The 13,582-nt window shown below is 66.5% G+C and carries 11 protein-coding genes and 1 pseudogene; 3 read left to right on the top strand and 9 right to left on the bottom strand.

The window, feature by feature from the left end:
• Window positions 1–161 precede the first annotated feature (161 nt).
• From E6B08_RS11260 to E6B08_RS11240, 5 genes are read right to left on the bottom strand one after another with little or no spacing between them, the layout of a single operon-like run.
• The gene (locus E6B08_RS11260) at window positions 162–1,346 is read right to left on the bottom strand and encodes an acetyl-CoA C-acyltransferase (protein WP_136914060.1); all 1,185 of its coding nucleotides are present in this window, start codon (window positions 1,344–1,346) and stop codon (window positions 162–164) included.
• Between the two features lie 21 nt (window positions 1,347–1,367).
• Complete coding sequence (locus E6B08_RS11255; RefSeq protein WP_136914059.1) at window positions 1,368–1,802, bottom strand: acyl-CoA thioesterase; 435 nt, start codon at window positions 1,800–1,802, stop codon at window positions 1,368–1,370.
• 2 nt (window positions 1,803–1,804) lie between these two features.
• Window positions 1,805–2,968 (bottom strand): iron-containing alcohol dehydrogenase, encoded by a 1,164-nt coding sequence (locus tag E6B08_RS11250; protein WP_136917381.1) that lies wholly within the window; start codon window positions 2,966–2,968, stop codon window positions 1,805–1,807.
• Between the two features lie 43 nt (window positions 2,969–3,011).
• Window positions 3,012–4,799: an acyl-CoA dehydrogenase C-terminal domain-containing protein gene (locus E6B08_RS11245; protein WP_136914058.1), complete on the bottom strand. Its 1,788-nt coding sequence runs from the start codon at window positions 4,797–4,799 to the stop codon at window positions 3,012–3,014.
• On the bottom strand, window positions 4,796–6,067 hold the full coding sequence (locus E6B08_RS11240; protein WP_416194380.1) for a 3-hydroxyacyl-CoA dehydrogenase NAD-binding domain-containing protein: 1,272 nt from the start codon (window positions 6,065–6,067) through the stop codon (window positions 4,796–4,798). Before E6B08_RS11240 ends, E6B08_RS11245 begins: the two co-directional genes overlap by 4 nt.
• Window positions 6,068–6,134: 67 nt before the next feature.
• Between E6B08_RS11240 and E6B08_RS11235 the strand changes: the two genes are divergently transcribed.
• Both E6B08_RS11235 and E6B08_RS11230 read left to right on the top strand, forming a co-directional pair.
• Entirely contained in the window at window positions 6,135–7,034 is a 900-nt protein-coding gene (locus E6B08_RS11235) for a LysR family transcriptional regulator (RefSeq protein WP_085663427.1), read from the top strand.
• 101 nt (window positions 7,035–7,135) lie between these two features.
• Window positions 7,136–9,094 (top strand): alkyl/aryl-sulfatase, encoded by a 1,959-nt coding sequence (locus E6B08_RS11230; protein ID WP_136914056.1) that lies wholly within the window; start codon window positions 7,136–7,138, stop codon window positions 9,092–9,094.
• Window positions 9,095–9,112: 18 nt separating this feature from the next.
• On the opposite strand, the gene E6B08_RS11225 is transcribed toward E6B08_RS11230, so the two are convergent.
• The 3 genes and pseudogenes from E6B08_RS11225 to E6B08_RS11215 all read right to left on the bottom strand — a co-directional run bounded on the left by E6B08_RS11225 (window position 9,113) and on the right by E6B08_RS11215 (window position 11,140).
• On the bottom strand, window positions 9,113–9,412 hold the full coding sequence (locus E6B08_RS11225; protein WP_085616246.1) for a DUF202 domain-containing protein: 300 nt from the start codon (window positions 9,410–9,412) through the stop codon (window positions 9,113–9,115).
• Window positions 9,402–9,791 (bottom strand): YidH family protein, encoded by a 390-nt coding sequence (locus E6B08_RS11220; RefSeq protein ID WP_136914055.1) that lies wholly within the window; start codon window positions 9,789–9,791, stop codon window positions 9,402–9,404. Before E6B08_RS11220 ends, E6B08_RS11225 begins: the two co-directional genes overlap by 11 nt.
• Before the next feature lie 12 nt (window positions 9,792–9,803).
• Window positions 9,804–11,140: pseudogene (locus tag E6B08_RS11215) on the bottom strand (DUF1329 domain-containing protein).
• Between the two features lie 150 nt (window positions 11,141–11,290).
• Between E6B08_RS11215 and E6B08_RS11210 the strand changes: the two are divergent.
• Entirely contained in the window at window positions 11,291–12,253 is a 963-nt protein-coding gene (locus E6B08_RS11210; protein ID WP_085616240.1) for a LysR family transcriptional regulator, read from the top strand.
• On the opposite strand, the gene E6B08_RS11205 is transcribed toward E6B08_RS11210, so the two are convergent.
• Window positions 12,238–13,548, bottom strand: a complete 1,311-nt coding sequence (locus tag E6B08_RS11205) for an MFS transporter (RefSeq protein ID WP_136914054.1) — start codon at window positions 13,546–13,548, stop codon at window positions 12,238–12,240. The two genes, E6B08_RS11210 and E6B08_RS11205, sit on opposite strands and share 16 nt — an antisense overlap.
• Window positions 13,549–13,582 lie beyond the last annotated feature (34 nt).

Below are 13,582 nucleotides of genomic sequence, written 5' to 3'. Positions count from 1 at the left end.
TTGTTTTATTAGAGAGGGAAATGATGGGTTCAGCGCGGACGCGCCGGCCGCCCAGGCCGGCGGTGTCGGTGACGAGCAGTATCAGGGAGGTTTGTTTACACTCACAAATAGCGTCTTCGGATCAATGCCATGCCGGTTCGTTATGGCTCGATGGCGGTGCTTCAGAGCACTTCGAACAAGCCAGCCGCGCCCATGCCCCCGCCCACGCACATGCTCACCACCACGTAGCGAACCTTGCGCCGGCGGCCTTCGAGCAAGGCATGCCCGACCATGCGCGCACCGCTCATGCCATAGGGGTGGCCGATAGCGATGGCGCCACCGTTGACGTTGAGCCGCGCCGGGTCGATGCCCAGGTGTTCTGCGCAGTAGAGCACCTGGCAGGCGAATGCCTCGTTGATCTCCCACAAGCCAATGTCCTCGACCCGCAACGCGTGGCGCGCCAACAGGCGCGGTATCGCCAGCACCGGGCCAATGCCCATTTCTTCCGGGGCCAGGCCGACCACCGCCATGCCCCGGTACAGTCCCAGCGGCTGGCAGCCTGCGCGTGCCGCCCGGGCACCGCTCATCAGCACACAGGCGCTGGCACCATCGGACAACTGGCTGGCATTGCCAGCCGTCACGCAGCCGCCCTCGATCACCGGTTGCAGTGCCTCGAGGTCCGCCAGTCGGGTGTGCGGGCGGTTACCTTCGTCCTGGCTCAGGTGCACGCGCTCGTGGGACTGGACGCCAGTGGCCTTGTCGACGACCTTGCGCTGCGCCGTGACTGCCACGATTTCATCTGCGAACAGCCCGGCCTCCTGCGCTGCCGCTGTTCGCTGCTGCGACAGCAAGGCGTAACGGTCCTGGGCATGACGGTCGATACCATAGCGTTTGGCGACGTGCTCGGCTGTGTGCAGCATTGGCATATAGGCGTGCTCGCACAGCCGCCGCACCGTCTCGTCCTGGGCAGCATTGGCGGCCTGCATGTGTGCCTGCTGCACCAGGCTGATCTGCTCCTGCCCGGCTCCGACCACCACGTGCATGCCCTCGCCGCGGATCTGCTGAGCGCCGATGGCAATGGCCATCAGCCCTGAAGCGCATTGGCGGTCGATGGTCTGCCCGGCCACCGACTGCGGCAAGCCGGCCGCCAGGGCCGACAAGCGCGCCGGGTTGATGGCGGCGGTCCCGCTTTGCATGGCGGTGCCCAGCACCAGGTCCTCGACTTCGCCCGGCTCCACGCCGGCGCGCTCGACGGCGGCGCGGATGGCAATAGCGCTCATGCTGGGGGTGGTGAGGTCGTTGAACGCGCCGCGCCAAGCCTTGGCGATGGGCGTGCGCGCGGTGGATACGATGACTGCGTCTTGCATGAAACGGCTCTCCTTGGGCAATTACACCGGCAGCAGGCTTTCGTAGGCACTGCGCAATTGGGCGGGAATACTGACCGGGCGGTTGTTGCGGCGATCGACGAACACATGGGTGAAACGGCCAGCGGCGCAGGCCTCGGGTTCGCCCTCGACGAACACGGCCAGGGCGTAGTGCACCGAACTGTTGCCCAAACGTTCGACGGCAATGCCCACCTCGATGCGTTGCGGGAAGGCGACGGCGGCGAAATAGTCGCAGGCGGACCCGGCCACGTAGGCCACCACCGTGTCGTGGTGGATATCGAGGCCGGCCTGCTCGATCAACCAGGTATTCACGGCACTGTCGAAATACCCGTAATAAACGACGTTGTTCACATGCCCGTACAGGTCGTTGTCATGCCAGCGCGTGGTGATCGGCTGAAAGTGGCGGTAGGCGCCGCGCAGCGGGCGTTCCCTGGCCATGTTCAAAACGCCGCCTGATAGAGGGCCAATGCGTCGTCGAGGGTGACCTTGCGCGGGTTGTTGACCAGCAACCGTTGCTGTTGCAGGGCATCCTCGGCCAGCAATGGCAGGCTGTGCCGCGGTACACCGACATCTCGCAGCCGACTGGGCAGGCCGCAGCGTGGCGCCAGCTGCTCCAGCTCATCGATGAACTGGTTACACAGCGCATGGGGGTCGCCAGGCACCAGGCGATCGCCCAGCAGGGCCGGGGCCAGCGCGGCATAGTCGGCGAACGCTTCGCGACGGTTGAAGCGCATCACGTGGGGCAGCACCAGCGCATTGGCCAGCCCGTGCGGCACGTGGTAACGCGCCCCCAATGGGTAGGCCAGCGCATGCACCGCCGCCACCGGCGCGTTGGCAAACGCCTGCCCGGCCAGACAGGCGCCCAGCAGCATGGCCTGGCGCGCCACCAGGTTGCCACCGTTGTGCACCGCCTGGTCGAGGTTGCCGGCCAGCAGCGCCAGCGCCTCACGGGCCAGCAGGCTGGACAGCGGGTTGCTCTTGAACTGGCTGGTGGTGGCCTCGATGGCATGGACCATGGCATCGATCCCCGTGGCGGCGGTGATCGCCGGGGGCAGGCCCAGAGTGCGCTCTGCGTCGAGCAAGGCCAGGTCGGGCAGCAACAGGGGTGAAATCACCGCCATCTTGGCCGCCTCGCCGGTGGTGATCACGGCGACGGGCGTGACCTCCGACCCCGTCCCAGCGGTGGTCGGCACCTGGATCAGCGGCAGGCGCTGGCCTTTGGCCCGGTCGATGCCGTACACCGCCTCCAGGGTCTGATCACAGGCCGGGTGCGCCAGCAGCGCCACCAGCTTGGCGACATCCATGGAGCTGCCGCCACCGAAGCCGACGATCAGCTCGGCGCCGATATGCCGCGCCCGAGCGGCGGCCGACAGCACGCAGGCATGGCTGGGGTCGGCGCTGACCTCGCTGAAGATCGCCACGCTCAAGTGGGCCTGGGTGAACCCTGGGAGCAAGTCATCGAGCATACCCAGACTGACGATACCCGGGTCGGTCACGATCAGCACACGGCGCACGCCGCGTTGCTGGCACAGCTGCGCCAGGCGCCCGGCCGCGCCGGGTTCGCAGAGCAGATGGGGGGTGGTGGCAAAACTGAACGGCTGCATACTCATGTTCCTCTTGTTCTTGTGGGTGAACAGCAGGGCCAGGTCAAAAGGCGAAGTGCGAATCATCCAGGCTCATCAGGCACTGTGCGCCGCCGCGCAAGGCCTCGCAGTGGGCACTCGCGCGCGGCAACACCCGCCGCCAGTAAAAGGCTGCAGCCTGCAACTTGGCCTGGTAAAAGGCGCTGTCCTGGCTGCCGGCGGTCAATGCCGCGCTGGCGGTTTCGGCCGCCCGAAGCCACAGTGCGGCCAGCAGCACGTAGCCCGAGTAGGCGAGAAAATCCACCGACACCGCGCCGATTTCTTGCGGGTCGCAGCGGCAGGCGTCGAGCACCTCGGCGCTCAGGTTGCGCCATTCCTGCAGGCGCTGGGCAACCGCCTGGGCCATCCCGGCCAGCGCGTCTGCGCGGCAGTTGCGTGCCGCTTCAAGCAACTCATCGATCAGCAGGCGCAACTGCTCGCCACCATCGCCAAGCAGCTTGCGGCGAATCAGGTCCAACGCCTGAATGCCGTTGGTGCCCTCGTACAGCTGGGTGATGCGGCTGTCGCGCATCAGTTGCTCCACGCCCCATTCGCGGATGTAGCCATGCCCGCCGTACAGCTGCACGCCTAGGCTGGCAGTCTCCTGGCCGACATCGGTGAGGAAGGCCTTGACGATGGGGATAAGCAACGCCGCCCGGCGCCCTGCGGCCGCCTGCACTTCAGGCTGCAAAGCACCGTGCTCCAGGTCCAGCGCTTGGGCGGCAAAGGCCGCCAGCATGCGGCAACCTTCGCTGAGGGTTTTCTGAGTCAGCAGCATGCGCCGCACGTCAGGGTGGCAGATGATCGGGTCGGCACTGCGCTCGGGCGCCACCGGCCCTGCCAGACTGCGCGACTGCAAGCGCTCGCGGGCATAGGCCAGGCCACCCTGGAAGGCCGCCTCGGCGATGCCCAGCCCCTGCAGGCCGACCTGGAAGCGCGCATCGTTCATCATGGTGAACATGCACGCCAGGCCCTGGTTGGCCTCCCCCACCAGCCAGCCTCGGGCGCCATCGAAATTCATCACGCAGGTCGCCGCGCCCTTGATGCCCATCTTGTGCTCAAGCGCGCCGCATTCGACCGCATTGCGCGGGCCCAGCCCTCCGGCTTCTGTGCATTCGAACTTGGGCACCAGGAACAGGCTGATGCCACGCACACCGGCCGGCGCATCCGGCAGCCGCGCCAGCACCAGGTGGACGATGTTGTCGGTGAGATCCTGGTCGCCGCCGCTGATGAAGATCTTGCTACCGCTGATGCGGTAGCTACCATCGCCCTGCGGCTCGGCACGGGTACGCAGCAGCGCCAGGTCGGTGCCGGCCTGCGGCTCGGTCAGGCACATGGTGCCGGCCCATTCGCCGCTGACCAGCTTGCCCAGGTAATCGCGCTTGATCGCTGCGCTGCCATGCCGGTGCAAGGCCAGCACGGCGCCCTCGGTCAGCCCGGAATAGATCCGAAACGACAGCGACGCGCCCATCAGCATTTCGTGAAAGCAGGCCGAAACCATTTGCGGCAGGCCCTGGCCGCCATGTTCCAGCGGGCCGGTCATGCCCCCCCAGCCCTGCTCCACATACTGCCGGTAAGCCTGGCGAAAGCCATCCGGGGTGCGCACGTTGCCTTGCTCCAGGCGGCAGCCCTGCTCATCGCCCTGGCGGTTGAGCGGCGCAACCACTTCGCTGGCAAAGCGTGCACCCTGCTCAAGAATGCCATCGATGGTTTCGCGGTCCAGCTCATTGCCCAGGCGGGCACAGTGCGCCGTCACATCGAACAGTTCATGCAGCACGAAGTGCATGTCACGCTGGGGGGCTCGGTAGTTCATGCCCGGCCCTCGCGAACGTCGACCAACTGTTTACCCTCAGCCACCAGGCTCCTCAGCAATCCGGCCTGGCGCCAGTGCTCGCCGAACAGTCCCTCCAAGCGTTCCAGGCGTGCCAGCAGCAAGCCCAGCCCCTGCTGGTCGGCCCAGCGCATCGGCCCGCCAACCTCGTGCGGGAAGCCGTAGCCATGCAGGTAGACACGGTCGATGTCAGCGCTGCAGCTGGCCACCGATTCCTCAAGTATCTTTGCCCCTTCGTTGACCAGCGCCAGCAGGCAGCGCTCACGGATTTCCTCGTCGTCGATCTGGCGCCGACGCACGCCCAGGTCATGGGCGACCTTGAGCACCAGTGCATCGACTTCGGGGTCGTGCACCGCATCACGGCTGCCAGGGGCATAACGGTAGTAACCCTGGCCGGCCTTCTGCCCGAAGCGCCCCAGCGCACACAGGCTATTGTCGACCTGGGCCAACGGCGCATCCATGCCTTTCCCAGCCAACTGACGGGCCCGCCACTCCAGGTCGATGCCGATCACGTCGTACATGCGAAACGGGCCCATGGCCATGCCGAACCTTTGCAACGTCTCATCCACCTGCCGCGGCGTGGCGCCTTCGAGCAGCAGCTTGCGCGCCTCGGCCACATAGCTGGCGAGCATGCGGTTGCCGATGAAGCCTGGACAGTTGCCGGCCACCACCACTTCCTTGCCCATGCGCTGCCCAAGGGCCTGGGCCGCCTCGAGCACCGCAGGCGAAGTGCGCGCCCCGCGCACCACTTCCAATAGCTTCATCACATGGGCCGGGCTGAAGAAGTGCAGCCCGAGCACCTGTTCGGGCCGGCGGGTGACTGCCGCGATGGCGTCGATGTCCAGTGCCGAGGTGTTGCTGGCAAGGATGGCGTCAGCCTTGAGCGTGCTGTCCAGGGTACGGAAGATGGCCTGCTTGAGCGCCAGGTTCTCGTACACCGCTTCGATCACCAGGTCGGCTTCGGCGAGGTCATCATAAGCCGTTACCTGGCGCACCCGCGCCAGGCAGGCGTCAGCCTCGGCCTGATCGATACGGCCCTTGGCCACCTGCTGTGCCCAGGTTTGCGCGATCATCGCCAGGCCGGCTTCGGTAGCGCTGGGGTCGTTGTCCAGCCACAGCACCGCAAGGCCCGCACGGGCCAGGCTGATGACGATGCCGCGGCCCATGGTGCCGGCGCCGATCACCGCCGCCTGTTGAACGTTGTAGGAAATAATCACGCGTGACGCTCCTGATCCAAGGTGTGAAGGCATTGCCCTCACCCTAGTCAGGCGCCTACTATTTTTGAAATTCTCATTTTCCATCCCATGTATTGCTCACATGAATATAACCAACTTCGACCTCAACCTGCTGCGCGTCCTGGACATGCTGCTGCGGGAACAGAATGTGTCGCGCGCCGCCGAACGCCTGGCTCTGACCCAGCCGACGGTGAGCAATGCGCTGGCGCGCCTGCGCGACCTGCTGGGCGACCCGCTGCTGGTGCGCGTGGGCCGGCGCATGCGCCCCACTCCGCGCGCCTTGGCCCTGGAAGGCCCGATTCGCGCGGCATTGCTGCAGATCGAACAGACCCTTGGCGCCGGCGACAGCTTCGACCCGCGGCTCAGCCACCGCCAGCTGCGTATCGCGCTCACCGACTTCGCCGAACAGCTGTGCATGCCAAAGTTGCTGGCCACCTTGCAAACCCAGGCCCCGCACTTGCGCGTGGATGTGCTGCACCTGACCCCCAATCTGCCCGCCGAAGCCCTCGATCGCGGCGAGCTCGACCTGGTGCTGGGGCGCTTCGATGAGGTGCCCGCGCGCTACGAGCGGCGCCACTGGCGCAGCGAAACCCTGCACGTGGCGGTGCGCCAGGGCCACCCCGAAGTGGATGGCACCCTCGACCTTCAAGCGTTTCTCGCCCTGCGCCACCTGTGGGTGCACGGCGGGCAGACACGTGGCATGGTCGACCAATGGCTGGGGGAACAGCGTCTGGCCCGGCGCATCGTCTACACCACGCCCAATTACCTGCAGGCCGCACACCTGGCCGCAAGCTCCGACTTGTGCGTGGTGCTGCCCACCGCCCTGGCCCGCTATTTCGCCCGGCTGCTGCCGCTTCAGGTATTCGAGCTGCCGTTCGCCCTGGAGCCCTTCCAGCTGGAGCTGGTGTACCTTGCCCATCGCCAGCACGACCCGGCACTGGCCTGGCTCGTGGCGCGCATCATGGACATTGGTGCCGGCTGAGCCATAGCACTTGGGCATGGGTGGCCATGCAAGAGTGGTATTGGTTCGCCGGCGAGCTCTTTCCTTAGAGTGTTCGGCTTCAGAACAACAAGGACTACCCCATGCGCCTACGCACACTGCCTTGCCTGCTGGCCCTGGCCCTGCCCTACGCGGCGCTGGCCGACGGGCCGGCCAAGGACGCCAGCGACCTCACCCGCCAGAGCAATCAGCAATGGTTGCAGCGCCTGCCCTTCGGCGACCGCAGCGACTTCGACAATGCCCGCCGCGGGCTGCTCGAAGCTGTTGACCAGCCCGTGGTCAATGCCGACGGTAAAACCGTTTGGGACCTGCAGCGCTATGCCTTCCTCAAAGGCGAGGCACCGGCCACGGTCAACCCAAGCCTGTGGCGCATTGCCCAGCTCAACACCCTTGCCGGGTTGTTCAAGGTCAGCGAAGGCATCTACCAGGTGCGCGGCCTGGACCTGGCCAACATGACCCTGATCGAAGGCGAGCACGGTCTGATCGTGATGGACCCGCTGCTGTCGGTGGAAACCGCCAGGGCCGGGTTGGCCATGTACTTTCGCCATCGCCCGCAGCGACCGGTGGTGGCGGTGATCTATACCCACCCGCACGTCGATCATTTCGGGGGCGTGCGTGGGGTGATCGACGAGGCGGACGTCAAGGCCGGCAAGGTGCAGGTCATCGCCCCGCTGGGCTTCTTCGAACATGCCGTCAGCGAAAACGTGCTGGCCGGGCCAGCAATGAAGCGCCGGGCGCAGTACATGTACGGTGCACCACTGCCACGCGGTCCACGCGGCCAGGTGGATGCCGGCCTGGGCAAGGGTGTGCCGACCAATGCCACGGTTAGCCTGATTGCCCCGACCCGGCTGATCGAACAGCCCTTCGAGACCCTGCGCATCGACGGTGTCGACATCGAATTCCAACTCACCCCTGGCACCGAAGCGCCTGCTGAGATGAACCTGTGGTTCCCCCAGTTCAAGGCCCTGTGCATGGCCGAGAACGCCTCCCACGTGCAGCACAACGTGCTGACCCTGCGCGGCGCCCAGGTGCGCGATGCCAAGGTGTGGGCGCACTACCTCGACCAGTCGCTGTTGCGCTATGGCGAGCAGGCCGAAGTGGTATTTGCCCAGCACCACTGGCCGACCTGGGGCGGCGCGGCGATCCGCGACTACCTGGCTGACCAGCGCGACATGTACGCCTTCATCGACAGCCAGACCCTGCGCCTGATCAACCGTGGCCTTGGCCCCACCGAGATCGCCGCTGAGCTGACCACCTTGCCGCCTCGGCTGGCCAGCAAATGGTACAGCCGCGACTACTATGGCTCGCTCAGCCACAACGTGCGAGCGGTGTATCAGCGCTACATGGGCTTTTACGACGGCAACCCGGCAACCCTCAACCCCTTGCCGCCGAGCGAGGCCGGTGCGCATTACGTCAAGGCCCTGGGCGGCGCCGAGCGGGTGCTGACCCTGGCCCTCGAGGCCTACGGCAGCGGTGATTACCGCTGGGTTGCCGAGCTCACCCGGCACTTGGTGTTCGCCGAGCCCGACAACAGCGCAGCGCGCGAGCTGCAGGCCGACGCCCTGGAGCAACTGGGCTACCAGAGCGAGAACGCCACCTGGCGCAACGCCTACCTGACCGGTGCGCAAGAGCTGCGCAACGGTGTGGCACCGACCGCCAGCAAAGGCGGCAGCGCGGACGACCTGGTACGCGCCCTGAGCCCGACGCTGTTCTTCGATTACCTGGGCGTACGCGTGGATGCTGCCAAGGCCGCCGAGCAGGACCTGACCATCAACTGGCACTTCACCGACCTGAACGAAGACTATGCACTGACCCTACGCAACGGCGTGCTCACCCACCGCGACCACACCCGCCACGGGCAGGCGGATGTCGAGGTGAAAATGAGCAAGGCTCTTCTGGACCGCATCGCCCTGAAGCAGACCGGCTTTCTCAAGGAAGCGACCGTCGGTGATATCGACATCAGTGGCGAGCGCATGAAGTTCATGCGCTTCATGGCCGGGCTGGACGAGCCGGACGGGCGCTTCAATATCGTCACCCCCTAAATCACCCACAGCGCCGCCCTAAAGCGAGCGGCGCAACCAAACGCTCAGCACCAGGCCCGCCACCCCCAGGGCACAGAGCAGCACACTCCAGGCGGCCGCGTGGCCCTGCTCGCGATGCAGCATGCCCAGCCCACGGCGGTACACCCGGCGGTCACGGGCCCGGCACAACACCGCCAGCAGCGCCGCCAGGCCAGCCACCATCCACATCTCGCCACGCCAGGCGAGGCACGCTACCAGCAGCAACGAGACCTGCGTGCGCCGCCAGGCCAGCACCGTACGCTCGGCCTGCAGCCCGGTGTCTCTGGCGCTATCCGCCATGCCAACGCGCCCATAGCACGCCGACAAGCGCCACGCCGGCAAGCCCGCACGCCACGCTCAGCAGTGGCACCAGGCGCGGGAACGGCAGCGGCGCCTCGCGGCGCAATGCGCGCTCCACCGCGAACCAGCGCCAGCCGGCGCCCAGGCTCACCAGCAAGCTGATGGCCAGCAACGCCAGCTCCATCGCCACGCGCCCAGAGGGTGGCCAGGCATGGGCAGCGAAGGTTTCGATGGCGATGGCGCCACCGAGCAAGGCCAGTGCGGTGCGGATCCAAGCAAGAAAGGTGCGCTCATTGGCCAGGGTAAAACGCGGATCGGGCGCCTTGCCCTGCCCTAGCAACCAGCGCTCCAAAGGAGTACGACGGTGATCGGAATTCATGAGAGCCCTGTGTCAGCGCAGCCCTTGGCTGCGCAATGCGCCGGGGGAAAAGTAGGAAGCACTGGTGCGCACGTCGAAGGCGTACGGCCTTGGCTGCTCGTTGGTCAGGCCAGACAGCTGGTAGCGGCCACTGCGCAGGTCGTAGATCGCCTCCATGGCGTTGACCAGCGCCTGCCCAGTCACGTGGTAGTAGCTGTGGGCCTGGGCGGTGCGCCACAACTGGCCCTTGTGGTCGAAAAAGTCCGCCTCGAGGATGGCCCAGCTGTCCTCGTCCAGGTAATAGCGGCGACTGGCGTACAGATGCTTCGCCCCAGGTTTGAGGGTGCCCACCACTTCCCACACCCGGTGCAGCTCGTAGCGGGTGGGTTGCGGGTTGACGTGCCCCGGCCCGATCAGCGCGGCATAACCGAGCACGGGCGAAGCCAGGCGATAGCTGTTGTATGGCACGTGCAGGGCCTTCTTGCCCACCAGGGTCCACTGGTAGAGGTCCGGGGCGCCGTTGAACATGTCGCGGCTGTCGGCGGTGCGCAGGCCGGCCGTGCCCGGGGTGATGCTGTCATAAGCCAGCGTCGGGGCACGCCGCACCCGCCGCTGACTGCTGCTGTACAGCCACGAGAGGCGCGGCTGGGCGACCTGATCGAGGGTTTCGTGCAGCACCACGGCATCGCCCGCCAGGCGCGACGGCGCGGTCATACGGTAACTCAGGTAATACAGCACGTTGCCCGCTTGGCCGCCTTCCAGTACATCGGGGCGGGCGAAGTTCTGTTGCAGGCTCATCGTCGCGAAGCGGCCATCGCCACGCGGGGTGATGCTGTCCGAGGCTAGGCTGTAACTGCCGTTGCGCGGCCGCGTGAGGTGGTTCCACAGCACCTGCAGGCCATTCTCGGGCCTGGGGAATGCCACTACGCCGGCAAAGCCCGCCACGCCGTTGCCGTCATTGACCAGCCGGGCACTGGCCGCATTGTGCCGGGCCCACTCGCCCACGGCTGGCGGCACCGCGACACTGCGGTGCGAGGGATACACAGGCAGACGGAAAGACTGGGGGTAACGCTGCATCAAGGCCACCTGCCCCGCCGTCAGTTGCTCCCGGTACTGGGTGTAGTTGTTGGCGGTGATCACATACAGCGGCTGCTCATCGGCGTACGGGTCCAGCGGCGTGCCGTTGACCGCCAGAGACACTTGCCCCGCCCGCAGGCCGCCGTTCCAGGCCGGTATGCGCCCGTCGCCGCTGGGCCCGCGTTCGGCCCCACCGGCGTCAGGTTTGCGGGCAGTGGCGTGGCCCCCACGTACAGGCTCAGCAGGCTGGCGTTGACGAACAGGAAGCTGCGCAGCAGAGCGAATGGTTTCATCGGGCTTGGCCTCTTATTGTTGTGGTGTCTTGGCCGGGCTTGCCTTGGCACGCCCTTTCGGGGTGATACTAGGAGCCGCGCTTCGAACCCCACAAATAACGTGTTCGGATACGTGCCATATCAGTTCGGCATACCCTTGGAACCGCTCCGATGACCCTGAAACAGCTCCGCTACCTGATCGCCATCGTCGAAGCCGGCAGCTTCTCTTCGGCTTCACGTCGCGCCTACATTGCCCAGCCTGCGTTGAGCCGGCAGATCAGCCTGCTGGAAAGTGAGCTGGAGATGCAGCTGCTCGACCGCCAGCACGATGGCATTGCCCTGACCGATGCCGGGCGCCAGCTCTACGAAGTGGCCCGGCAGGTAGTGCAGAAACTCGACTCGGTGAAGGATGAGCTGAAATCCAGCCGCGGCGACCCCAAGGGCCACGTGGCCATTTCCATCCCGGCCACGGCCGCCGACCTGCTGCTGCCAGAAATCGTCAGGCGCGCCGAACAGCGCTTCCCCGGCGTCACTCTGACCGTATGGGACGGCCTCAGCCGTGAAGGCGGCCAGGCCATCGAGCTGGGCAAGGTGGACTTCGGAGTGGTGCCCAATGCCGAGGAACTCGACCATGTCGAGGCCGAGCCGATCTTCACCGAGGCGCTGTACTGGGTTGGCGCATCAGCCCCCGGCACCCCCGACACCATCACCCTAGCCGAAGCCGCCGCCACCCGGCTGGTGCTGCCGCCCAAGACACTGCACCTGCGCCGACGCATCGAGCAAGCCGCCATGGAAGCCGCCGTCCCCCTGGCCGCTGCCTACGAGCAGCAATCGGCACCCGGTATCGCCAGCCTGGTGCGCGCCGGCCTGGCGGCGACCATCAGCAACTGGCCGCCGCTGAGCGTACTGCTCGAACCCACGGCGGCGCGGCGCATCGTCGAACCGCGCATCAGCCGCACCATCGCCTTGGCGCACTCCCAGCACAAACCCCTGTCGTTCGCTGCCGGTTGCCTGCGCGACCTGGTGCGCAGCGTGCTGATTGACCTGGTCAACAGCGGCCGGTGGCGAGGCGAACTGATCGGCAAGGAGACCGAGCCGCTGGAGTCGGTGCTCGGCGTTCAGCTGGCGGTCTGAGCGCACGCCTGCCCGTCAGCGGCAGCAGATTCGCGCAAGCGCTGCTGGGTGCGCTGCGGGTTCATGGTGGCCAGGCCCACCACCCCGGCCACCACCAGCACCGCGCCGCACACCAGGAAGCCCTGGGCATACCCCGCCGGGTGTTCGCTACCCGCACCTTGTACCAGCAAGCCGGTCACCACCGGCGCTGCCAGCCCGGCCAGCGAGGCGATGCCGTTGCCCATGGCGAGGATGCCGCCGCGCTGGGCCGCCGGGGTGAACTCGGCGAGCATTGCCGGGCCCACGGAATACATCACCAGCGCCAAGCCACCACTCAACGTCAGCGCGGCGACCCTTACGGCCGTGCTCAAGCCAGGCAGCATCAACGAAGCCGACAACAGCCCGCCCAGTATCAGGCACACCGAAACGAACACGCCGCGTGCCACCCGTGACTTCACGCCGCGACGCATCAGGCGCTGGGAAAACCAGGCCAGCAGCAAGCTCAGCGGCGTGGTCACGACCACGAACATGATGAAGATGCGCCCGGTCTGCAGCGGGTCGATACCCAGGCCCACCTGCAGGTAGCTGGGCACCCAGGTCAGGGTGAGGGCAAGCGACCAGTTGGCGGCGAAGTGGCACAGATAGTTGCCCATCACGCTGGGGTCGCCCAGCAGCCTGCGATAGGGGATAGCCGATTCGTCGGCCTTGAGCTGGCTGGCACGCAGGCGTTCGAGGGTGCCCTCCTGGCCCAGCCGCCACCACAACAGGCACCAGACCAGGCCGATCAGCGCAAGAATGATGAAATTGGTGCGCCAGCCGTAATGCAGGCTGACCCAGGGGATCATTGCCCCCGCCACCAGCAGGCCCATGGCACTGCCCGCATGCAGCAGGGCCACCGGCAGGTTGCGCCGGTCGTTGGGGAACCACTTGTACAGTGCATGAGTGGCCACCGGCGATGCCGGCCCCTCACCGATGCCCAGCAGCACCCGGCAGGCGACGATGGTCCACAGTGAGGTGGCGAACAGCATCGGCAACTGGATCAGCGCCCAGAACAGGCCCATGCCCAATAGCAAGGTGCGGGTGGGGCGCCGGTTGGCCATGAAGCCACCGACCACGGCGGAGATCGCGAAAAACCAATGCAAGGCACCACCGATCAGGCCGAACTCGGTGGCCGTCAGGCCCAGTTCGGCGCTCATCGGCACCGCCACCAGGCCAATCACCACCTTGTCGAGAAAGTTGACCAGCATCAGCAGGGCCAGCAGCGCGGCCACCAGCCAGGCGGTACGGGGGTTAGGCAGGGAAGAATCCGCAGTCATGGCGAGTACTCTTGTTATTGTTGTGAGGTGTTGC

This window comes from Pseudomonas putida (genome assembly GCF_005080685.1).
GTDB lineage: Bacteria > Pseudomonadota > Gammaproteobacteria > Pseudomonadales > Pseudomonadaceae > Aquipseudomonas > Aquipseudomonas putida_V.
This window is presented reverse-complemented; position numbering and strand designations above follow the sequence as displayed.